General features: G+C 66.4%; 16 protein-coding genes. 3 read left to right on the top strand and 13 right to left on the bottom strand.

The features are described 5' to 3' along the window. Window positions 1-60: 60 nt before the first annotated feature. The 10 genes from U9J41_RS02890 to rpsB form a co-directional block, all read right to left on the bottom strand. On the bottom strand, window positions 61-588 hold the full coding sequence (locus U9J41_RS02890; RefSeq protein WP_322400076.1) for an OmpH/Skp family outer membrane protein: 528 nt from the start codon (window positions 586-588) through the stop codon (window positions 61-63). Window positions 589-621: 33 nt separating this feature from the next. After that, complete coding sequence (bamA, locus tag U9J41_RS02885) at window positions 622-2,982, bottom strand: outer membrane protein assembly factor BamA (protein ID WP_425259900.1); 2,361 nt, start codon at window positions 2,980-2,982, stop codon at window positions 622-624. 121 nt (window positions 2,983-3,103) lie between these two features. After that, window positions 3,104-4,453: an RIP metalloprotease RseP gene (gene rseP / locus U9J41_RS02880; RefSeq protein WP_322400073.1), complete on the bottom strand. Its 1,350-nt coding sequence runs from the start codon at window positions 4,451-4,453 to the stop codon at window positions 3,104-3,106. Between the two features lie 39 nt (window positions 4,454-4,492). Next, window positions 4,493-5,668 carry a 1-deoxy-D-xylulose-5-phosphate reductoisomerase gene (gene ispC / locus U9J41_RS02875; protein WP_322400071.1) on the bottom strand — a complete coding sequence of 392 codons (1,176 nt, stop codon included), beginning with the start codon at window positions 5,666-5,668 and terminating at the stop codon, window positions 4,493-4,495. Window positions 5,669-5,798: 130 nt separating this feature from the next. Beyond that, on the bottom strand, window positions 5,799-6,626 hold the full coding sequence (locus U9J41_RS02870; RefSeq protein ID WP_322400070.1) for a phosphatidate cytidylyltransferase: 828 nt from the start codon (window positions 6,624-6,626) through the stop codon (window positions 5,799-5,801). Continuing rightward, window positions 6,626-7,384, bottom strand: a complete 759-nt coding sequence (uppS, locus tag U9J41_RS02865) for a polyprenyl diphosphate synthase (protein ID WP_322400068.1) — start codon at window positions 7,382-7,384, stop codon at window positions 6,626-6,628. Before uppS ends, U9J41_RS02870 begins: the two co-directional genes overlap by 1 nt. A 137-nt stretch (window positions 7,385-7,521) precedes the next feature. After that, window positions 7,522-8,082, bottom strand: a complete 561-nt coding sequence (frr, locus tag U9J41_RS02860; RefSeq protein WP_322400067.1) for a ribosome recycling factor — start codon at window positions 8,080-8,082, stop codon at window positions 7,522-7,524. A 29-nt stretch (window positions 8,083-8,111) separates the two neighbouring features. Beyond that, window positions 8,112-8,828 carry a UMP kinase gene (gene pyrH / locus U9J41_RS02855; protein WP_322400066.1) on the bottom strand — a complete coding sequence of 239 codons (717 nt, stop codon included), beginning with the start codon at window positions 8,826-8,828 and terminating at the stop codon, window positions 8,112-8,114. 99 nt (window positions 8,829-8,927) lie between these two features. Next, the gene (tsf, locus tag U9J41_RS02850) at window positions 8,928-9,836 is read right to left on the bottom strand and encodes a translation elongation factor Ts (RefSeq protein ID WP_322400065.1); all 909 of its coding nucleotides are present in this window, start codon (window positions 9,834-9,836) and stop codon (window positions 8,928-8,930) included. A gap of 143 nt (window positions 9,837-9,979) precedes the next feature. Continuing rightward, a complete protein-coding gene (rpsB, locus tag U9J41_RS02845; RefSeq protein ID WP_056435570.1) occupies window positions 9,980-10,726 on the bottom strand; it encodes a 30S ribosomal protein S2 in 747 nt (248 codons plus the stop codon). Between the two features lie 286 nt (window positions 10,727-11,012). Between rpsB and map the strand changes: the two genes are divergently transcribed. The 3 genes from map (at window position 11,013) to U9J41_RS02830 (ending at window position 15,341) form a co-directional block, all read left to right on the top strand. Then, window positions 11,013-11,837, top strand: coding sequence for a type I methionyl aminopeptidase (gene map, locus U9J41_RS02840; protein ID WP_056435573.1), 825 nt, complete (start codon window positions 11,013-11,015; stop codon window positions 11,835-11,837). A 25-nt stretch (window positions 11,838-11,862) separates the two neighbouring features. Beyond that, on the top strand, window positions 11,863-14,454 hold the full coding sequence (locus U9J41_RS02835; protein WP_322400064.1) for a [protein-PII] uridylyltransferase: 2,592 nt from the start codon (window positions 11,863-11,865) through the stop codon (window positions 14,452-14,454). 140 nt (window positions 14,455-14,594) lie between these two features. Then, on the top strand, window positions 14,595-15,341 hold the full coding sequence (locus U9J41_RS02830; RefSeq protein ID WP_322400063.1) for a pseudouridine synthase: 747 nt from the start codon (window positions 14,595-14,597) through the stop codon (window positions 15,339-15,341). Between the two features lie 73 nt (window positions 15,342-15,414). On the opposite strand, the gene U9J41_RS02825 is transcribed toward U9J41_RS02830, so the two are convergent. From U9J41_RS02825 to U9J41_RS02815, 3 genes are all read right to left on the bottom strand, one after another. After that, on the bottom strand, window positions 15,415-15,735 hold the full coding sequence (locus tag U9J41_RS02825) for a hypothetical protein (RefSeq protein ID WP_056435582.1): 321 nt from the start codon (window positions 15,733-15,735) through the stop codon (window positions 15,415-15,417). 150 nt (window positions 15,736-15,885) lie between these two features. Continuing rightward, a complete protein-coding gene (locus tag U9J41_RS02820; protein WP_322400062.1) occupies window positions 15,886-19,233 on the bottom strand; it encodes a PAS domain-containing hybrid sensor histidine kinase/response regulator in 3,348 nt (1,115 codons plus the stop codon). 258 nt (window positions 19,234-19,491) lie between these two features. Beyond that, window positions 19,492-21,669 carry a hybrid sensor histidine kinase/response regulator gene (locus U9J41_RS02815; RefSeq protein WP_322400061.1) on the bottom strand — a complete coding sequence of 726 codons (2,178 nt, stop codon included), beginning with the start codon at window positions 21,667-21,669 and terminating at the stop codon, window positions 19,492-19,494. Window positions 21,670-21,734 lie beyond the last annotated feature (65 nt).

Genomic DNA, 21,734 nt, shown 5'->3' with positions numbered 1-21,734 from the left:
AACTGCCGGCCGCTCATCAAGCCGGCCGGCATCCAGAGCCATAGTGGCCTGCTTGCTCGCTTACTTGTCGAGCAGTTTGAGGATGCGATCGGTGATGTCGATGCGCGGACTGGTCCAGATGGCTTCCTGCAGCACGACGTCGAGATGGTCCTGCTCGGCCACCTGTTCGATCAGTTTATAGGCTTTCTGCGCGATGGCGGCGCGCTCCTCGTTCTTGCGCTGGAACAGGTCCTCGTTGTACTCGCGCTGCATGCGCTGCACGTCCTTTTCCATGTCGAGCAGCTCGCGCGTGCGCTTGGTGCGGTCGATGTCGGACAGTTTCGGCGCTTCCTCGTCGAATTTCTCGCGGCTCTGCTTGTAGCGCGCCAGCATGTCGTCGACCTGCTTCTGGCGCTTGGAGAATTCCGCCTGGAGCTTCGCGTCCGCCGCCTTGGCCAGCTTGGACTCGGTCATCAGGCGTTCCGTGTAGACGAAGCCGATGCGGCTCGGTACCGCGGTCTGCGCGGACGCCTGCGCCATCGCACCGGCGCAGAGCAGCGCCAGCACGAGGCTACGCGGCAGCGAGGCTAACGATTTTTTCAACATCATTCTTCGCAATCCTTGTCTCGGCGATGGGCCGTATCAGAAACCGGTGCCCATCTGGAACTGGAAGCGCTCCAGGCGATCGCCCGGCTTCGCGTTCAAGGGCTTAGCATAACTCAACTTGAGCGGTCCCACCGGGGAAATCCACGACAGGCCGATACCCGCCGAGTAGCGCAGCTGGGACGTGCGGATCGGCTCATGTTCCTGGTAGACCTGGCCGCCGTCGGCGAAGGTGAACCAGCGCAGCGAACGATCCTGGCCGCTGCCCGGGAACGGGAACTGCAGCTCGGCGTTGCCGATCACGCGCTTGGCGCCGCCCAGGGCGTCGTACGTGTACGGGTCGACGATGCCCAGCGACGAGCTCTCGTAGCCGCGCACCGAGCCGATGCCGCCGCCGTAGAAGTTCTTGAAGACCGGGTACGAGTGGCCGCCGAGGCCCGCGCCGTAGTCCAGCTCACCCTTCAGCGCCAGGGTCATCCAGCGCGTGATCGGACGGTACCACTGGTGTTCGTAGATGATGCGGTAGTACTTGGCGTCGCCGACGGCGTCGATCTCGAAGTTGGCGCGCTGGTAGCGGCCGCGGGTCGGGGTGATGGCGGAGTCGCGCGAATCGCGGCCCCACGCCACGGTCAGCGGGATCGCGTTCGTCGTCGCCGTGCCCACGCCGGTGCTCTTTGCCTCCGCATCCTTCGAGTTCTGCATCACGAACTGCTTGTACAGCGTCGGCGAGCTCTCGTCCGTCTCGAGGCGGGTACGTTCCAGGCCGGCGCCGAAGTAGACGGTGTCGATTTCCGAGAACGGCACGCCGAACGTCAGGTTGCCGCCCTGCTGGCGCACCGTGTACGAACCGATGTTCAGTGCCGGCGGACGCGAGGTACGCAGGTACAGCTGGAACGCGCGCGAGATGCCGTCGTCCGTGAAGTACGGGTTCGTCTGGGCGAACGAGATCGTGCGGTTGTAGCGGCTCGTGTTCAGTTCCACGCCGACCGTATTGCCGCTGCCGGCGAAGTTGGCCTGGGTGACCGACGCCGTGAAGGTGAATTTTTCCGCCTGCGAGAACGCGCCGCCGACCATGAAGTTACCGGTCGGTTTTTCGACGACGGCGATGTTCACGTCCACGGCATCGTTGGTGCCCTGCGCTTCCGGCGTCTCGACCGTCACGTCCTTGAAGTAGCCGAGGCGGTCGACGCGGTCGCGCGACAGCTTCACCCGGTTCGGGTCGTACCACGAGCTTTCGAACTGGCGGAATTCGCGGCGGATCACTTCGTCGCGCGTGATCGTATTGCCCGAGATGGTCATGTGGCGCACATAGGCGCGCTTGCCCGGGTCGACGAGGAACGTGAACGCGACTTCGCGCTTCTCGCGGTTGATCTCGGGGTTCGCGGTGACGTTCGCGAACGCGTAGCCGAAGCTCGCGAGGCGGTCGGCGATGCGCTTGTTCGACGCTTCCTGCAGGTCGCCGGAATAGGTCTGGCCCGGCTTCAGGAGGATCAGGTTCTTCAGCTCCTGCTCGCGGCCGAACATCTCGCCATCCATCTTGACGCCGGAGACGGTGTACTTCTCGCCTTCCGTGATGTTGATGGTGAGGTAGATGTCCTTCTTGTCCGGGGTGATCGAGACCTGCGTGGACTCGACGTTCACCTCCAGGTAGCCGTGATTCAGGTACCACGACTTGATCGATTCCAGGTCGCCCGTCAGCTTCTGCTTCGAGTACTGGTCGGCCTTCGAATACCAGGTGAACCAGCCGGACGTGTTCAGCTGCAGCAGCGCGCGCAGTTCCTTGTCCGAGAACGCCTTGTTGCCGACGATGTTGATCTGCTTGATCTTCGCGACGTCGCCCTCGTCCACGTTGAACATGATGTTCACGCGGTTACGCTCGATCGGGGTGACGGTGGTCGTGATCTTGACGCCGTACAGGCCGTGCGACAGGTACTGGCGCTTGAGCTCCTGCTCGGCGCGGTCGACGGATGCCTTGTCGAAGATCTTGGTCTCGCCGACGCCGATTTCCTTCAGCGCCTTGACGAGCATGTCCTTTTCGAATTCCTTGGTGCCGGTGAAGTCCACCGCGGCGATGGCCGGACGTTCCTCGACCAGCACGACGAGCACGCCGTTTTCCTCTTCCAGGCGGATGTCCTTGAAGAAGCCGGTGGCATACAGGGCCTTGATCGCCGCCGTGCCTTTTTCGTCGTCGAAGGTCTCGCCCACGCGCACCGGCAGGTAGCTGAACACCGTGCCTGCCTCGGTGCGCTGGATGCCTTCGACCCGGATGTCCTTCACGACGAAGGGAGCGACGGCAGAAGCGTGGCCGGCACACAGGGCCAGCACGGCTGCGCCGATCATGCTGCGACGGGAGGGCAAGGCAAAACGCGATTGGGCAAAACGTTCGGGTTGTAGATTCATCGGTTAGATCAATGGGTCAGTCATTGGACAACGTTACGTATCGTCGCCCGGGCTTGTACCGCTTGGCCGGACACTCCGACGCCCGCCGCAGGCGCAGCGTACATATCGGAGTGCCGTGTGTTCAGAGCAGTCGCACCAGGTCGTTGAAGACGGCAAGCGCCATCAGCATGAACAGCAGGCCCACCCCGGCACGCTGCGCGATCTCGCCGATCCGCGCGGGCAAGGGTCGCCCGGTCAAAACTTCCAGCGAATAATACAGCAAATGGCCACCGTCCAGAACGGGAATTGGTAACAGATTCATTACACCCAGGCTGATCGAGATGAACGCGATGAACTCGAGGAAGGGCTCGAGGCCCGAGCGCGCCGTCTGTCCGGCCACGTCCGCGATCGTGATCGGGCCCGTCACGTTTTTCAGCGAGACCTCGCCGACGATCATCTTGGCGATCATCTTGACGGTCAGCGCGCTCGTCTCCCACGTGCGCTGGGCGCCCTTCGCGACGGCGGCCAGCGGGCCCGCCTGCACCGTCACCATCTCGGGCGCCTGCGCGATCATCAGCTTCACGAGCCCCCGGCCCGACTGCGGTTCGCGCTCCGGCGTGACGGGCAGCACGAGCTGCTCCGATCCCCGCCGCACCGCGACCTGCAGCGTCTTGCCGGCCGCGCCACGCACGGCGTCGATGAAGGCGATACCGTCGAGAATGGGCTTGCCGTCGATGGCCGTCACGAGGTCGCCCTGGCGCAGGCCCGCACGCGCGGCGGCGCCGCCCGGCAGCACCTTGTCGATGGTCGGCCGCGGGCGCCACATCTGCATGCCGAGCACGCCCAGCACGTCGCCGTCGACGTCCAGGCTGGCCATGCGGTCGGCCGGCAGCACCGCGTGGTACGAGGCGCTGCTGCTCGCGCCGGGGCCGTGCAGCGTCAGCTCGGCCGCGTGCTTGTCGACGACGGCGCGCATAATCTCCCAGCGCAGCTCCGTCCACGACTGCACCGGACGGCCGTTGACGGCCGTGACGACGTCGCCGCCGCGCACGCCGGCCAGGTACACGGCGGACGCCGGCGCCATCGCGCGCAGGCGCGTGCCCGGCTCCTCTTTCCCATGCATGAACAGACCCGCCATCAGGACGATGGCGAGGATGAAGTTGGCGATCGGGCCCGCCGCCACGATGGCGATGCGCTTCCACACGTTCTGGCGCGTGAATTCGCGCGGCAGGTCGCGGTCGTCGGTGGGGGCGGTCGACGGGTCGCGCGCGTCGAGCATCTTGACGTAGCCGCCGATCGGGAGCGCGGAGATCGCCCATTCCGTCTGGTCCGGACCGAAGCGGCGCGACCACACGATGCGCCCCATGCCGATCGAAAAGCGCAGCACCTTCACGCCGCACAGGCGCGCGACGACGTAGTGACCCAGCTCGTGGAAGATGATCAGGGGCCCCAGCGCCAGGATGAAGGCCAGCAGGGTGTGGATCAGGTTCATGGATGTCTCCCGTCAGTGCCCGCTCGAAATCTGCTCACATCATGCAGACAACGCATGCACGATGCGTTCGGCCGCGGCGCGGGCACGCGCGTCCTGGGCCATCACGGCCTCGATGCTGCTGGCCGCACCGTGCGGGTTCTCGTCCATCACGCGGCGCACGACCAGGTCGATGGCGCGGAACCCGATGCGGCGCTCCAGGAAGGCCTGGACCGCGATTTCGTTCGCCGCGTTCAGCAACGCCGGCGCCGTGCCGCCCGCGCGCAAGGCGTCGAACGCGAGCGCGAGGCAGGGGAAGCGGTCGAAATCGGGCTTGTGGAATTGCAGCGCGGCCCACTGCGTCAGGTCGAGCTGCTCCACGCCGGATGCGATGCGCTCCGGGTAGGCCAGCGCGTGGGCGATGGGCGTGCGCATGTCCGGGTTCCCCAGCTGGGCCAGCACGGAGCCGTCGACGTACGACACCATCGAGTGGATCACGCTTTGCGGGTGGATCACGACGTCGATCCGGTCGGCCGGCGCGCCGAACAGCCAGTGCGCCTCGATCACTTCGAGGCCCTTGTTCATCATCGTGGCCGAGTCGACCGAGATCTTGCGGCCCATCGACCAGTTCGGATGCTTGCACGCCTCTTCCGGCGTGACGGCTTCCAGCGTCTCGACCGCGCGATTGAGGAACGGGCCGCCCGATGCCGTCAGCAGGATCTTCGCGACGCCGGCCGCGTCGGGCGACCGGCCATACGTACCCGGCAGCGACTGGAAGATGGCGTTGTGTTCGCTGTCGATGGGGAGCAAGGTGGCCTTGTGCTCCTTGACGGCGTCCATGAACAGCTGGCCGGACATGACGAGCGCTTCCTTGTTCGCCAGCAGGACCTTCTTGCCCGCGCGCGCGGCCGCGAGCGTGGGCGCGAGGCCGGCGGCGCCGACGATGGCGGCCATCACGGTGTCCGTCTCGGGGCTGGACGCGATCTCGCACAGCGCCGCTTCGCCGTGGGCGACGTCGATCGGCAGGCCGGCCAGCAGCTCGCGCAGGCGCGCGGCCGCTTCCGCCGTGCCGACGACGGCCCGCTGCGGGCGGAAGACGCGGCATTGCGCGGCGAGCGCGTCCACGCGTTCATGCGCACTCAGGGCATGGACACGGTATTGGCCGGGATGACGGGCGAGCACGTCGAGGGTCGAGACGCCGATCGAACCGGTGGCGCCCAGAATAGTGATGCGTTGCATGTTGCGTTCCATTGTCAAGGTCGTTCCAACATGGGCTGGCGCGGCGCTGGCCGCCGGCATGATGGGATTCTTGCACGGCGCGCGCCGCGATGGCGCCCGCCCGCGTTGAACGACCCGTTGTCCAGCTTTATCAGAGGCGCGAGCCGATCAGGGCCGCGAGGGGCAGCACGGGGATCAGCGCGTCGATCCGGTCCAGCACGCCGCCGTGGCCGGGCAGCAGGTTGCTGCTGTCCTTCATGCCGGCGCGGCGCTTGAGCTGGGATTCGAACAGGTCACCGACGATGCTGGCGGCAACCATCAGTACGAGCACCACGACCAGCGCCGGCCAGCCGTAGTGGTGCTGGACGCGCGCGGCGAAGGTGTTCGCAAAGGCGTCGCCGCCGAACTGGACCGAGAGGCCGGCCAGCACGAGCACGGCGATGCCGCCGCCGATCGCGCCTTCCCACGATTTACCCGGCGAGATCGATGGCGCCAGCTTGCGCTTGCCGAATGCCTTGCCCGAGAAATAGGCGCCGATGTCGGCCACCCACACGATCGCGAGCACGGACAGCAGGAACAGCGGCGAGTGCGAGTACAGGTCGACGATGGCGGCGAAGCAGCCGACCACCGCGAACGCGTACACGAGCGACAGCAGCGTATTGGCCGGCGTGCCCAGCGGCGGCAGGCCGGTCTTGAGCGACGGCGCGAACCGGGCGATCCACAAGGCCACGCTGAGCGCGGCCCAGAACGACAGGTTCGTGTGCCCCGTGAACACGGAGATGGCGAACACGCTGGCCCACACGATGGCGATCACGTGGGCGTTGTGCGTGTCAGGATTGAACAGCCGGAAGCATTCCCAGATGGCGGCGCCGAAGAACGCCGTCGCCACCACCGCGAACGCCGTGTAGTTGTTGAAGTAAAGCACCGGCAGCAACACTGCCAGCAGCACGACGGCGGTAATGACGCGGGTCTTGAGCATCAGTTTGTCTTGGCCTTGTTTGCGACCTGTTCGCCGGTGCGGCCGAAGCGGCGCTCGCGGCTCTGGTAGGACGCGATCGCCGTGTCGAGCGACTCGGGCGAAAAGTCCGGCCAGAAGGCGTCGGTGAAGTACAGCTCGGAATACGCGAGCTGCCACAGGAGGAAGTTGGAGATGCGTTCCTCGCCGCCGGTGCGGATGAACAGGTCCGGCTCGGGCGCATAGGCCATGGCCAGGTGCGGGGCCAGCATCTCTTCGGTGTAGTCGGTCGTGCCCGGATTCGCGGCCACCATCTTGCCGGTCGCCTGCATGATGTCCCAGCGGCCGCCGTAGTTGGCGCACACGGTGACGGTCAGGCGCGAATTGTTGGCGGTGCGGCGCTCGGCGTTGGCGATCATGTCCTGCAATTTCGAATCGAAGCGCGCCAGGTCGCCCACGACCTTCAGGCGGATGTTATTCGCATGCATCTTCGACACTTCGCGCTCGAGCGCCGTGACGAACAGGCCCATCAGGTAGGACACTTCATCGGCCGGACGGCGCCAGTTTTCCGACGAAAACGCGAACAGCGTCAGGTATTCAACGCCACGATCCACGCAGGCTTCGACGATCTTGCGCACGGCGTCCACGCCCTTGACGTGGCCGGCGACGCGGGGCAGCAGGCGCTTGGTCGCCCAGCGGCCATTGCCGTCCATGATGATGGCGATGTGACGCGGCACCTTGGGCGCTTCCGGGACTGCGGTGGTCGAACTTTTGAAAATCATAAATCTGGCCAAATGGCGGCGGTGGTCTAACGGACTGCAATTGAACTGAGACAAAAGGTGGAACGGACCGGTCAGGCCTTGCCTGCCGGTCCGACGTCCACAACGATACGCGGCCGCAACGGGCGCCGCAATACGGATCACACAGTCATGACTTCTTTTTCTTTTTCGGCAACCAGCTTGTCGATGTCGATGACGGCCTTGTCGGTCATCTTCTGGACATCGTCCTGGGCGCGGCGCTCGTCGTCTTCCGAGATCGCCTTGTCCTTGACCAGTTTCTTCAACTGTTCGTTGGCATCGCGGCGCACGTTACGAACGGCGATTTTCGCATCTTCCGCTTCCGACTTGCACAACTTGACCATTTCCTTGCGGCGCTCTTCCGTCAGGGCCGGGGTCGGCACGCGGACCAGCTCGCCGAACGTCGACGGGTTCAGGCCCAGGTCGGATTCGCGGATCGCCTTTTCGATGACGTTCAGCATCTTCTTTTCGTAGGGCTGAACGCCGATCGTGCGGGCGTCGATGAGGGTCAGGTTGGCGACCATCGGCAGCGCGGTCGGCGAGCCATAGTAATCGACCATCACGTGGTCCAGGATGCCGGTGTGGGCGCGGCCGGTGCGAACCTTGGCCAGGTTGCCTCTCAGGGTTTCGATGGACTTCGCCATCTTATCCTGGGCACTTTTTTTAACGTCAGCGACGGACATGCTGCTCTCCTGTGTTTCCAAATATTGAGTTAAACGTGTACCAGTGTACCCTCGTCCTCGCCCATGATCACGCGCATGAGCGCGCCCGGCTTGACGATCGAGAACACCTTGATCGGCAGCTTCTGGTCGCGGCACAGGGCGAACGCGGTGGCGTCCATCACCTGCAGGTGCTTGGCGATCGCTTCGTCGAACGAGATCGACTCGTAGCGGGTCGCGTGCGGATCCTTCTTGGGATCGGCAGTATATACGCCATCGACCTTGGTTGCCTTCAACACGATCTGCGCCGAGATTTCCGAACCGCGCAGTGCGGCGGCCGTGTCGGTGGTAAAGAACGGGTTGCCCGTGCCCGCGGCGAACACGACGACCTTGCCCTCTTCCAGGTATTGCAGCGCCTTGGGGCGCACGTACGGCTCGACCACCTGCTCGATGCCGATGGCCGACATCACGCGCGCGGTGATGCCCTGCTGGCGCATGGCGTCGGCCAGCGCGAGCGCATTCATCACGGTGGCCAGCATGCCCATGTAGTCGGCCGTCGCGCGGTCCATGCCCTGCGCGCCCGGCGCCACGCCGCGGAAGATGTTGCCGCCGCCAATCACCACTGCCAGTTCCACACCCAGCTTCGACACCTCCGCGACGTCGGCGACCATGCGTTCGATGGTGACGCGGTTGATGCCGAACGGATCGTCGCCCATCAGCGCTTCGCCAGACAGTTTGAGAAGGACTCGTTGGTAGGCTGGTTTTGTCATGAATGGGGCTCCTGAGGTCATTGGATGTTTCGAATTCGGTACTGCTCCGGCCGGGATACCGCCGGTTGTGAAAACGGGCCTTGCGGCCCGTTCTCTTTATTACTGCTTGACAGCAGCCATCTGTGCTGCCACTTCGGCTGCGAAGTCGTCGACCTTCTTCTCGATGCCTTCGCCGACCACGTACATCGTGAATGCCTTCACGGTGGTGTTGGTGGCCTTCAGCATCTGCTCGATGCTCTGCTTGTCGTTCTTCACGAACGCCTGGTTCAGCAGCGACACTTCTTTCAGGTACTTCTGCACCGAACCGTCGATACGCTTCGCGACGATCTCGGCCGATTGCGGCTGCTTGCCTTCGGCGACGGCCTTGTCGGCGTCTTCCTGGGCTTTCAGCTGAGCAACCGAACGCTCTTTCTCGATCAGCTCGGCCGGCACTTGCTCGGACGACAGGGCGACCGGCTTCATCGCGGCGATGTGCATGGCCACGTCCTTACCGACCTGCTCGTCGGCGCCGGCGTAGTCGACGATGACGCCGATGCGGGTGCCGTGCAGGTACGATGCCAGCTTGCCGGTGGTCTCGAAGCGCTGGAAACGACGCACGGTCATATTCTCGCCGATTTTACCGATCAGTGCCGTACGCACGTCATCGAAGGTCTTGCCGTCGACCGGCAGGGCGGCCAGGGCGGCGACGTCGGCCGGGTTGTTCTCGGCGACCAGCTTGGCGGCCAGGTTGCACATGGCCAGGAAGTCGTCGTTCTTGGCGACGAAGTCGGTTTCGCTGTTGACTTCGACCAGCGCGCCGATGTTGCCGGCGACGTAGGCGGACACCACGCCTTCGGCGGTGATGCGCGATGCGGCTTTCGAGGCCTTGCCGCCCAGCTTGACGCGCAGGATCTCTTCGGCACGTGCCATGTCGCCTTCGGCTTCGTTCAGTGCCTTCTTGCATTCCATCATCGGGGCGTCGGTCTTGGCGCGCAGTTCGCCAACCATCGCTGCAGTAATCGCTGCCATGTCATTTCTCCTAAAAGCGGAGCAAGCCGTCGGTCGCGACGTCTTGCATATTGTTAATCTATCCAGGAATTGCTTGCAAAAAGGGGCGCTCGACTTAGGCTCGGCGCCCCTTTGCTGCTCGGCGGGCAAGCGCCCGCCGGAACTTAAGCTTGCTCGGAAACTTCGACGAAGTCGTCGGCCGACTTGACCATCTCGACGATTTCGTTGGTGGCGTTCGCACGGCCTTCCAGGATCGCATCGGCGACGCCGCGTGCGTACAGGGTGATGGCTTTCGACGAGTCGTCGTTACCCGGGATGACGTGAGTCACGCCTTCCGGCGAGTGGTTGGTGTCGACCACGCCGATGACCGGGATGCCCAGCTTGCCGGCTTCGGTGATGGCGCCCTTGTGGTAGCCGACGTCGACGACGAAGATCGCGTCCGGCACGCCCTGCAGGTCCTTGATGCCGCCGATCGACTTCTGCAGCTTTTCCAGTTCGCGCGAGAACATCAGCGCTTCTTTCTTGCTCATCTTCTCGACTTCACCCGATTCGATCTGCGCTTCCATGTCCTTCAGGCGCTTGATCGAGGTCTTGATGGTCTTGAAGTTGGTCAGCATGCCGCCCAGCCAGCGCTGGTCGACGTACGGCACACCGGCGCGCTGCGCTTCGGCGGCGATGATGTCGCGGGCCTGGCGCTTGGTGCCCACCAGCAGGATCGTGCCGCGGTTGGCGGCGATCTGCTTGATGGTCTTCATCGCATCCTGATACATCGCCATGGTCTTTTCCAGGTTGATGATGTGGATCTTGTTGCGATGACCGAAGATGAACGGGGCCATTTTCGGGTTCCAGAAACGGGTCTGGTGGCCGAAGTGAACACCGGCTTCCAGCATTTCGCGCATAGTGACAGACATTGTAATTCTCCAGGGTTGGTTCTTGAACGACGGCCAGCCACCCTTCCGGGCACCCTTGTCGACCGCATTCGCGATTTAAAAAAAGCGTAATTTCACAAGCTTGCCCGATACGAACACGAGCAACCCGAGATTCTAGCGGGATTCGACGCGAATTTCAAGCTTGCGCACGCGTGCGCTTCTCCGGCCGCGCGCCATCGGGTCGCCGCGGCCGGGCCGCCCCACGGCCCGACCGGCTTCCGAATCACATATAATGGCCGATACAGAACATATTGCAGAACGGACCACCATGACCATCTCCATCAAGACCCAGGAAGACATCGAAGGCATGCGCATCGCCGGCCGCCTCGGTGCCGAGGTGCTCGACTACATCACCCCCTTCGTCAAGCCGGGCGTCACGACGGGCGAACTGGATCGCCTGTGCCATGAATACATGGTAAATGTGCAAGGCACCGTCCCCGCCCCGCTGAACTACGCGCCGCCGGGCTACCCGCCGTTCCCGAAAGCCGTCTGCACCTCCGTCAACGACGTGATCTGCCACGGCATTCCGGGCGACAAGGTCCTGAAGAATGGCGACGTGGTCAACATCGACGTCACCGTCATCACGAAGGATGGTTACCACGGCGACAACAGCCGCATGTTCTTCATCGGCGAGCCGTCCAAGCTGGCGCGCCGCCTGGCCGACATCACCTACGAATGCATGTGGCTGGGTATTTCGAAAGTGAAGCCGGGCGCGCACCTGGGCGACATCGGCCACGTGATCCAGCAACACGCGGAAAACGCGGGCTACTCGGTCGTGCGCGAATTCTGCGGCCACGGCATCGGCAAGGTCTTCCACGAAGAGCCGCAGGTGCTGCACTACGGCCGCCCCGGCACCGGCGAGGAGCTGAAGGCGGGCATGATCTTCACGATCGAACCGATGATCAACGCGGGCCGCCGCGAGATCCGCGAGATGCCGGACGGCTGGACCATCAAGACGAAGGACCGCAGCCTGTCGGCCCAGTGGGAACACATGATCCTGGTGACGGAGACCGGCTATGAAGTGCTGACGACGTCGGCCGGCACCCCGCCGCCGCCGGCCATCGTGCGGCCGAAAGACACCGTCGCGGCCTGAGCCCGAACCGCCCGCTCGCGCCGCCATGTCGACCGCCACCATCGCCCCGTCCCAGCCCCTGCAGCCGCTGCAACTGAAGCAGCGCCTGAAGGCCGAGCGCCAGCTCGTCATCGCCGAGTTCCGCGAGAACGGCAAGCCGGAAAAACTGTTGCGCGGCCTGCGCCACAGCGTGGACGGCGTGCTGACGGATGCCTGGCACGCGGCCGGCCTGCCGCAGAACGCCGCCCTCGTGGGCGTGGGCGGCTACGGCCGCGGCGAGCTGTTCCCCTTTTCCGACGTCGACCTGCTGATCCTGCTGGGCAGCGCGCCCGACGCCATCGTGCAGGCGAAGCTGGAGAACTTCGTGCAACTCCTGTGGGACCTGGGCCTGGAAATCGGCCACAGCATCCGCACGGTCGACGAGTGCATGACCGAATCGGCCGCCGACATCACGGTCCAGACCAGCCTGCTGGAAGCGCGCCTCGTGACGGGCAGCGAGACGGTGTTCGACGCGCTGCTGCACCGCTACGACGCCGCGATGGATGCGCAGGCCTTCTTCCACGCCAAGACGGCCGAGATGCGGCTGCGCCACGCCAAGTACGAATTCACGCCGTTCTCGCTGGAGCCGAACGTCAAGGAAAGCCCGGGCGCCCTGCGCGACCTGCAGGTGATCCTGTGGGTGGCCAAGGCGGCGGGGCTCGCGAATTCGTGGAGCCAGCTCGCGATCCGCGGCCTGATCACGCGCGAGGAAGCGCGCCAGCTGATGGAAAAGGAGCGCGCCTTCAAGGACATCCGCATCCGCCTGCACCTGCAGACGAACCGGCGCGAAGACCGCCTCGTGTTCGACGTCCAGACGGCGATCGCGGAAACGTTCGGCCTCACGTCGACGGGCGAAGGCCTGGAAGCGCGCCGCGCCAGCGAATTCCTGATGCAGCGCTATTACTGGGCCGCGAAGACGGTCACCCAGCTGAACACGATCCTGCTGCAGAACATCGAGGCGCAGCTGTTCCCCACGCCGTCGCAGGCGGTCGCGATCAACCCGCGCTTCAACGAGGTGGGCGGCTTCATCGACATCGCCGCCGACGACACGTTCGAGGCCACGCCGTCCGCCGTGCTGGAAATCTTCGTGCTGATGACGGAACGCCCCGACATCAAGGGCATGACGGCCCGCACGATGCGCGCGCTGTGGCATGCGCGCACCCTCATCGACGACGCCTTCCGCACCGACCCGCGCCACCGCGCCCTGTTCCTGCGCGTGCTGCAGGCGCCCGCCGGCCTCGTGCACGCGCTGCGCCGCATGAACGACATGGGGATCCTCGGCCGCTACCTGCCGAACTTCCGCCGCATCATCGGCCAGATGCAGCACGACCTGTTCCACGTCTACACGGTCGACCAGCACATCATGATGGTGGTGCGGAACATGCGGCGCTTCACGATGACGGAGCATGCGCACGAATATCCGTTCTGCAGCCAGCTGATCGCCAATTTCCGCGACCGCTGGCTGCTGTACGTGGCCGCGCTGTTCCACGACATCGCCAAGGGCCGCGGCGGCGACCACTCGGCACTGGGCAAGACGGACGCGCTGGAATTCTGCCGCGACCACGCCCTGTCCGAGGAAGACACGGAGCTGGTCGTGTTCCTCGTCGAGCACCATCTCACCATGTCGGTCGTCGCGCAGAAGCAGGACCTGTCGGACCCGGACGTGATCCAGTCCTTCGCCCGCCTCGTGCGCGACGAGCGTCACCTGACGGCGCTGTACCTGCTGACGGTGGCCGACATCCGCGGCACGAGCCCCAAGGTGTGGAACGCGTGGAAGGCGAAGCTGCTGGAAGACCTGTACAAGATGACCCTGCGCGTGCTCGGCGGCGAGCCGCCGTCGGCCGACCGCGAACTGCGCGCGCGCCAGCAGGAAGCGCTGGCGACCTTGCGCCTGTTCGGCCTCGCGGCCGACGCGCACGAGGCGTTGTGGAAGCAGCTCGACATGGCGTATTTCCTGCGCCACGACGCGTCCGACATCGCCTGGCAGACCCGCTGCCTGGTCGACAAGCTGGGGCGCGACAAACCCGTCGTGAAATCGCGCCTGGCGCCGATCGGCGAAGGCCTGCAGGTGACGGTGTACGTGAAGGACCAGCCCGACCTGTTCGCGCGCATCTGCAGCTATTTCGACCGCAAGAATTTTTCCATCCTCGACGCCAAGATCCACACGACGAAGGACGGCTATGCGCTCGACACCTTCCTCATCACGGACGAGCATTTCGCCAACAGCTACCGCGACATCATCAACCTGATCGAGCACGAGCTGTGCGAGGTGCTCGTGCACCAGGAGCCCTTGTCGCCGCCGCTGCGGGGCCGGCTGTCGCGCATGTCGCGCCACTTTCCCATCACGCCGACGGTGGACATGCGTCCGGACGAGCGCGGCCAGTTCTGGGTGCTGTCCATCGGCGCCAACGACCGCAACGGCCTGCTGTACACAATCGCGAGCGTCCTCGCGCGCTACCGCATCAACCTGCACACCGCGAAGATCATGACCCTCGGCGAGCGCGTCGAGGACGTGTTCCTCATCGACGGCCAGGCGCTGAACAACCAGCGCGTGCAGGTGCAGCTGGAGACCGAGTTGCTGGACGCCGTAAAGATCTAATATCGATTTAATATCAACAATCCAAACCAACGTCGCCCCCGCGCAGGCGGGGGGCCAAGTCTTCCACGTTGCGATAACGCGCGCAAGATTGGGTCCCCGCCTCCGCGGGGACGACGGTTCATTATTTCAGAATCAGTATCATGACCGACCCCGTACGCCTCTCCAAACGCATGTCCGAACTTGGCCTCTCGTCCCGCCGCGAGGCCGACGAATGGATCGCGAAAGGCTGGGTGCGCGTCGACGGCCAGGTGGTGTCCGAACTCGGCAGCAAAGTCTTGCCGCACCAAAAGATCACGGTCGAGCGCCAGGCCGCCGCCCAGCAGGCGAAGCGCGTGACGGTACTGCTGAACAAGCCGGTCGGCTTCGTCAGCGGCCAGGCCGAGGATGGCTACAAGCCGGCCGTCGTGCTCGTGAAGCCGGAAAACCGCTGGGCCGACGATCCGTCGCCCGAACAGTTCCACCCGACCCAGTTGAAATCGCTCGTGCCGGCCGGCCGCCTGGACATCGATTCCGTCGGCCTGCTGGTGCTGACGCAGGACGGCCGCATCGCCAAGCAGCTGATCGGCGAAACGACGTCCATCGAAAAGGAATACCTCGTGCGCGTGCAGTACACGAAGCCGGGCCGCCTGCCGGACGCCGACCTCAGGAAGCTGAACCACGGCCTGTGGATGGACGGCAAGCCCCTGCTGCCCGCGAAGGTGCGCTGGCAAAACGACGACCAGCTCAGCTTCACCCTGAAGGAAGGCCGCAAGCGCCAGATCCGCCGCATGTGCGACATGGTGGGCCTCAAGGTCATCGGCCTCAAGCGCGTGCGCATCGGGCGCGTGAAGCTCGGCGAATTGCCTGCGGGGCAGTGGCGCTACCTCGGAGCGGACGAGCAGTTCTGACGCGGCGGTGCGGTTGACGGGCTCGGGGAGGCCACCCCACGGCCACCTCGGCGCCGACACCCGGTCTCGAGTCTCAATGCGCGTGCCGCATCTGCGTCCACGGATCGAGCACCCGCAACCCGTCCAGCACGGCGCGCGGCCCTTCGACGGTGCCGCCACTGTCCTGGTCCCACTCCAGCCTCAGCTTCGATCGCCCCCGGCGCAAATCGACCCGCGCGTAATCGACCCATGCGTCGTCCGCATCGTACTCGAACGTCTTCATCCAGCCGGTACGCAGCAACGCCTCGAGTGTCTGGCGCAACGCGAACGGTGGGAGGTCCGAAATCGTTTCCGGGTGTGACTGCGGGTCGCCAAAGACGCCCAGGTACCTGACAAATTGTGAAATCCACGCCATCGCTGCCTCCCAACATCGGTTGACGTTGAGTTCAGTCTACTCAGGCGATGTTGGTATTGACGTTCGCTAACGCACAGAGCGGAACAAAATGCAGCGCGCATATGTCACAAATTTGTAACTTATTGTGTCGCCGATCTCATGCAAACAGTGTCACGCAAGAATATTATGCAACTCCTCGATGGTGACGGGCTTGGTGAGATGGTGCGAAAAGCCCCGGTTGCGGGTCTGGCGCCGGTCCGCGTCCTGGCCCCAGCCCGTGAGCGCCGCGATGCGCAGGCCGGAAAAGCGTTCGTCCTGGCGCAGCCGGCGGGCGACCTCGTAGCCATCCATGCCCGGCATGCCGATATCGAGCAGAACACTGGTCGGCAGGAAAGTTTCCGCCATCGCCAGCGCGGCGCGGCCGTCGTACACGACGCGCACTTCGGCCCCGTCCGCTTCCAGCAGCAGCCCGAGCGTATCCGCGGCGTCGCGGTTATCGTCCACGACGAGGATGCGCTGGCCGTGGAACGGCGCGGCCGGGCGCGCCTGGCCCAGTTGCGGCACGTCGTTCCCGAGGTCATGGTCGGGCGCCAGCGGCAGCCGCACGATGAATTCGCTGCCCTGGCCCGCCCCGGGACTGCGCGCCTCGACGGTGCCGTGGTGCATCTCGACGAGGCTGCGCACCATCGTCAGGCCGATACCGAGCCCGCCCTGTCCGCGGCCGGCGGAGCGGTGCGCCTGGGCGAACATGTCGAACACGCCCGGCAGCGCGTCAGCCGGAATGCCGATGCCCGTGTCGCGCACGGTGGCCACGACCTGGTCGTTCTCGCGCCGCACGTCGAACCAGATGCGGCCGCCCGTGTCCGTGTACTTGGCGGCGTTGTTGAGCAGGTTGGAAAACACCTGCGTCAGGCGCACCCGGTCGGCGTCGAGGAACAGGGGCTGCTCCGGCAGGGCCACGGCGAGCTGGTGGCCGGCCCGGTCGATCATCGGCTGGCTCGTCTCGATGGCGCTGGCCACGATCTCGGCGAACGGCACCCGCTCCAGCTTGAGGTCGATCTTGCCCCGCGTGATGCGCGACACCTCCATCAGGTCGTCGACGAGGCGCGCCATCTGGCGCACCTGGCGTCCCACCATCTCGACGACGCGGTCGGACTGGCGCCGCCCGTCCGGACGGCGCATCAGCTGCACCGCATTGCTGATCGGGGCCAGGGGATTGCGCAGTTCGTGGGCCAGCGTCGCAAGGAACTCGTCCTTGCGACGGTCGGCCTCCTTTAGGGCCTCCTCGGCCTGCACGGCCCCCGTGATGTCGAGCGAAATGCCGACGTAGCCACGGTGTTCGCCGTCGCCCGAATGCCAGGGCGACGCATGGGATTCGAACCAGTGCCAGCTGCCGTCCCTGACCATCGTGTGGAGCCGCTGGGTAAAGGCGCCGCGCGCGCGGATGCCGTCGTACACGTCGCGCAGATACGCGTCCATGTCGTCCGGCCGGGCGATGTCCTTCCAGCCGCCCTTGCCTTCCCCGGCCGCCGCCTCGTGCGCCACGCAGCGCTGGTTCAGGTAGATGACGTTGCCGTCCACGTCGAACTGGTACACGAGGGCGGGCGACGCGTCGGCGAGCGCGCGGAACCGGCCTTCGCTCTCGCGCAGGGCATCCTCGGCGCGCTTGCGCACGGTGATGTCGTGGAACAGGATCGCCACCCGCGGCACCTGGCGCCCGCCGACCGGGTAGACGAAGAAGTCGTACCAGCTGGCCAGCGGCTGCGAGAAGCATTGCGAGCGGCTGGACACGCCCGTGCGCACGACCTGCGCGCAGGCGTCCAGCCAGCACGGCTCGTGCTCGGGACGCATGCGCAACTGGCCCGGGCCCACGTAGGCGATATTGGCCATGCGCACGGCGGCCGGATTCGCCTCGGCATAATCGAGGCCGACGGGCTTGCCCGCCTCGTCGAAGCGCACCGTCGCCAGCAGGAAGCCCTCGTCCATGGCCTCGAACAGCATGCGGTAGCGGCGCTCGCTCTCGGCCAGCGCGGCCTGGGTGCGGCGGCGCTCGTCGACGTCGATGTGCATGCCGACCCATTTGCGCACGCTGCCGTCCGGATTGAACAGCGGGGCCGCGCGCGCATTGCTCCAGCGCCAACCGCCGGATGCCGCCTGCACGCGGAACTCGGCGTTGAAGATGCGCCGCGTGCCGACGGCCGCGCGCCATTCGCGCAGCACGTAGGCGCGGTCGTCCGGATGCACGGCGTCGATCCACCCGACGCCCAGCGACGCCGGCTCCGACTGCCCCGTGTAGGTCGTCCAGCTGGGCGAGCCCATGTTGAGGCGGCCGTGCGCATCCGTCTCCCAGACGGTCTGCGCGAAGCCCTCGACCATCGCGCGAAAGCGCTCCTCGCTCTCGGCCAGGCGCGCCTCCGTCTCCTTGTTCGCCGTGACGTCGATCACGAACAGCACGCAGCGCCCCTGCGCGCCCTCGCCCGAGATGCGCGCGGGCGCGAACAGGCCCCACCAGCGGCTGCCGTCCTTGCGCGTCATCTGCTTGGTGTACGGCAGCGTGACGCCGTGCTCGATGAGGTCGCGCAGCGCGCGCGCCGACGCGTCCCGGAATTCGGGCGGCGTCATGTCGCGCCAGTTCGGCATCGTGCGCAGCTCGGCGCAGTTGTAGCCGGTCATCCGTTCGAACGCGGCGTTGACGTCGCGGACGGTGCCGTCGATGTCGAAGTACAGCACGCCGACGGTGCTGATGCTGAGGGTGGCGTCGACGAGGGCCTTGTGCTCGCGCAGCAGCCGCTCGGCGGCGCGGTGCTCCTCGACCTCGCGCTCCAGGTGTTCCTTGCTTTCCAGGACGGGACGCAGGCGCTCCTCTACCTTGCGTTCGATCTCGACGCCGTCGGCGCCCTTGCTGCCGCCGGCCTGGTGGGCGGCCGCGGCGAAGGCGGCGCAGGCACGCAGCAGGCGCAGGTCCTCGGCGTCGAAATGCGCGCCGCCGTCCGCGCCCAGCACGGCGCCCAGCGCGCCGACGGCGCCGTCGTGGATGCGCCAGGGCACGCCGAGGAATTCGCCCGGCACCGGGCCAGCGGCGCGCAGCGACGGGAACCGGGAGGCCGGGTCCGCGAACAGGACGGCGCCGTTGGTCAGGATGGCCGCGCCGCACGCGCAGGCGTCCAATGGCCAGCGCTCGCCCTGCCGCCCGGCGAGCGCGCCGGACACGACGCACCAGCGCACCGTGTCCGCACCATCGGGCGCGGCATCGGGCACGGCATCGGCTGCGGTATCGGGCACGGTATCGAGTACGGCGACGACGACGGCATCGGCGCCGCACAGCGCGCGCACGGCGTCCGCCAGGCGCTGCATGGCATGTGCGGGGTCGTCGGCCAGCGCCTGGGCCAACCCGGCCAGCGCACCGGCTTCCTCCACGCCGTCGTGCACGGGCAGGTGTGCGGTGCGTTCGCGCAGGACGGCTTCCACGCCCCCGTCGTCGCGGACGCCGATCGATGCGTCGGGTGTCGAGTCGGCCATGGTTTTCGATTATTGGTTGCCTGCGCTCTGAAACCCCAGATTACTTGACAATCCGATCACCGCCAATCAAATTTCAATCGTGTTCGCCATGTTTAACAAAATTTAAAGAATTCCGCGCTGGCGCTCGTCGGAATTGTAGCGAAGGCGCCAAATAGGCCCGATCGCATGATCAGCATTCCATTTCACCGTTACAAAACAGATAGCGATAACAGCCGCGCCGCGCGATCACATGGCGGCCATAATCAAAAGAACCGGCGCTCAGCGCACGGCGGCGGTCTCGCCGAGCGCGCGTTCCAGCTCGTCCAGCCGCACGGGTTTTTTCAGGTGCAGGTCGAACCCGGCGTCCAGCGCGCGCCGCACGTCGTCGGGCTGGCCGTAGCCGGTCACGGCCACGAGCCGGATGCCGCCCTGGCGCGCCAGCGCGCGCGCGACGTCATAGCCGGAGATGTCGGGCAGGTCGATGTCGACGAACGCCACGTCGGGCCGGTGGCGCGCGGCCAGCGCGAGCGCGGCCTTGCCGCCGGCCGCCGTCAGCACCGTGCAGCCGCGCGCCTGCAGCAGGGCGCAGGTCATGTCGCGCAGGTCGTCGTTGTCTTCCACCAGCAGCACGCGCCGGCCCGGCGGCGGCGCGGGAACGGCCGTGTCGTCCGCGCCGCCGCCAGGGTGCGCGGCGCCGGTCAGCGGCAGGCGGACCGTGAACGTGCTGCCCCGCTGCGGTCCGCCGCTGGCGACGGCCACGCTGCCGCGGTGCTGCTCGACGAGCGACTTGACGACGGCCAGGCCGATCCCCAGGCCGCCCTTCGCGCGGCTGAGCACCTTGCCCTGCACGAACACGTCCCAGATGCGCGGCAGCAGGTCGGCGTCGATGCCCTTGCCGTCGTCGGCCACCGCCAGCTCGGCCATGCCGCCCGCGGCGCGGACCGCCACGCGGATCCGGCCGCCGGCCTGCGTGTACTTGGCGGCGTTCTCGATCAGGTTGCCGATCACCTGCTGCAGCCGCGTCGGATCGCAGTGGACCCACACCGGTTCCAGGTCGAGGTCGACCGTGTGCTCGGCCGTCGTGCCCTGCGTCTGCAACGTCGACGCCACCTCGCGCACCGCCGCGGCCAGGTCGAGCGGCACCGGCGCCAGCGTCACGCGGCCGCTCAGCACGCGGTTCGCGTCCAGCAATTCGTCGACGAGGTGGCCCAGGTGCCGGCTCTGGCGCCCGATGATCTGGTGCGCCCGCTCGGCCGCCTGGCCGCTGGCGCCCATCTGGATCAGCGCGATCGCGGAACTGATCGCGCCCAGCGGATTGCGCAGCTCGTGGCCCAGCATGGCGAGGAATTCGTCCTTCGCGCGGTTCTGCGCCTCGGCGACACTGCGCGCCGCCTGCGCCTCGGCCAGGTGGCGCTGGCGCGCGCCCTCCAGCCGGATCAGGCGGGTGGACACGGCGTGCAATACCTTCTGCAGCGCGTTCAGCTCGGTGATGCGCAGGTCGGCCGGCGGGGGCAGCCAGCCGTCGACCATGCCTTCCGTCGCGGTGCTGAGGTATTCGGTGGCGCGCAGCAGGCGCCGCGCGAACAGCAGCGCGCCCAGGCACGCCAGCGCCACCGCGCACAACAGCGTGCCGGCCGTGAGCGCGACGGCGTGCGCGGCCGTCGCCTCCAGTTCCGCGACCGGCACGCCGACGGCGGCCGTCCAGCCGGACAGGGGCGAGCGCACCAGCGCCGCGTACATCGGCGTGCCCTCGCGGCTTTCGCTGCGCACGATCGCCGTGCCGGCGCGCAGGGCCGCCAGCACGGCGGGACGCGGCTGCCCCGCCACGTATTCCTCCCAGCTCCGGTTGCGCGCGATGGTGCGGCCGGCGCGGTCGAATACCGAAATCAGCCACGAGCGCGGCACATCCCCGGGCAGCATGGCGTTCAGGCGGCGCGCATCGATCCGCTGGCCGAGCACCATGCCGCGGCCGTCGCCCAGCGTCACCGGGATCTGGGCCGCCACCGCGAAGCGGCGCGCCGTGGCGCCGACGATCAGGTCCGACACGACCGGCACGCCGCGCTCGAGCACCGTGCGCACCCGCAGGCGCGTGGCGGCCGACGGTGCCGCGGACGGCGCGCCGTACGGACGGGCGGTATTGAACACCTGCTCGCCGTCCGCGCGCAGCAGCGCCGTGTCGCGGCCGGTGCCCGCATTGGCGCTCCTGGCCTGGCTGTAGAACGTCGCGAAATCGCCGCGGAACAGGGTCAGCGACGTCGTCAACGCCTGGCCGCTGGCCAGCGCGGCCGTGAGCTCGCGGTCCATCGTCAACGCGGTGGCGCGCGCCAGTTCCTGCATGCTGCGCAACACCGCCTGGCGTTCCGCATCGAGCAGCAGCCGGATGGCGATCGCCGACCCGAGGATCACGGGCAGGAAGACGGCGGCCGCCAACAGGGCCAGATGCGTACGCACTCTCATGGTGTCCGATGTCGGAAATCCGAATCCTCCGATTGTATATTCAGCAAGATCTGATTGGATCATGG

Origin of the sequence: Massilia luteola, from assembly GCF_034420155.1 — a bacterium.
Lineage (GTDB): Bacteria > Pseudomonadota > Gammaproteobacteria > Burkholderiales > Burkholderiaceae_D > Telluria > Telluria luteola.
Note: the sequence above shows the minus strand (reverse complement) of the source record. Positions and strands in the feature narration are given on the sequence as shown.

What these genes read in the sequence shown, in the direction of transcription:
- U9J41_RS02890 (WP_322400076.1), bottom strand. Translation starts at nt 588, where the DNA reads ATGATGTTGAAAAAATCGTTAGCCTCGCTGCCGCGTAGCCTCGTGCTG.
- bamA (WP_425259900.1), bottom strand. Translation starts at nt 2,982, where the DNA reads ATGAATCTACAACCCGAACGTTTTGCCCAATCGCGTTTTGCCTTGCCC.
- rseP (WP_322400073.1), bottom strand. Translation starts at nt 4,453, where the DNA reads ATGAACCTGATCCACACCCTGCTGGCCTTCATCCTGGCGCTGGGGCCC.
- ispC (WP_322400071.1), bottom strand. Translation starts at nt 5,668, where the DNA reads ATGCAACGCATCACTATTCTGGGCGCCACCGGTTCGATCGGCGTCTCG.
- U9J41_RS02870 (WP_322400070.1), bottom strand. Translation starts at nt 6,626, where the DNA reads ATGCTCAAGACCCGCGTCATTACCGCCGTCGTGCTGCTGGCAGTGTTG.
- uppS (WP_322400068.1), bottom strand. Translation starts at nt 7,384, where the DNA reads ATGATTTTCAAAAGTTCGACCACCGCAGTCCCGGAAGCGCCCAAGGTG.
- frr (WP_322400067.1), bottom strand. Translation starts at nt 8,082, where the DNA reads ATGTCCGTCGCTGACGTTAAAAAAAGTGCCCAGGATAAGATGGCGAAG.
- pyrH (WP_322400066.1), bottom strand. Translation starts at nt 8,828, where the DNA reads ATGACAAAACCAGCCTACCAACGAGTCCTTCTCAAACTGTCTGGCGAA.
- tsf (WP_322400065.1), bottom strand. Translation starts at nt 9,836, where the DNA reads ATGGCAGCGATTACTGCAGCGATGGTTGGCGAACTGCGCGCCAAGACC.
- rpsB (WP_056435570.1), bottom strand. Translation starts at nt 10,726, where the DNA reads ATGTCTGTCACTATGCGCGAAATGCTGGAAGCCGGTGTTCACTTCGGC.
- map (WP_056435573.1), top strand. Translation starts at nt 11,013, where the DNA reads ATGACCATCTCCATCAAGACCCAGGAAGACATCGAAGGCATGCGCATC.
- U9J41_RS02835 (WP_322400064.1), top strand. Translation starts at nt 11,863, where the DNA reads ATGTCGACCGCCACCATCGCCCCGTCCCAGCCCCTGCAGCCGCTGCAA.
- U9J41_RS02830 (WP_322400063.1), top strand. Translation starts at nt 14,595, where the DNA reads ATGACCGACCCCGTACGCCTCTCCAAACGCATGTCCGAACTTGGCCTC.
- U9J41_RS02825 (WP_056435582.1), bottom strand. Translation starts at nt 15,735, where the DNA reads ATGGCGTGGATTTCACAATTTGTCAGGTACCTGGGCGTCTTTGGCGAC.
- U9J41_RS02820 (WP_322400062.1), bottom strand. Translation starts at nt 19,233, where the DNA reads ATGGCCGACTCGACACCCGACGCATCGATCGGCGTCCGCGACGACGGG.
- U9J41_RS02815 (WP_322400061.1), bottom strand. Translation starts at nt 21,669, where the DNA reads ATGAGAGTGCGTACGCATCTGGCCCTGTTGGCGGCCGCCGTCTTCCTG.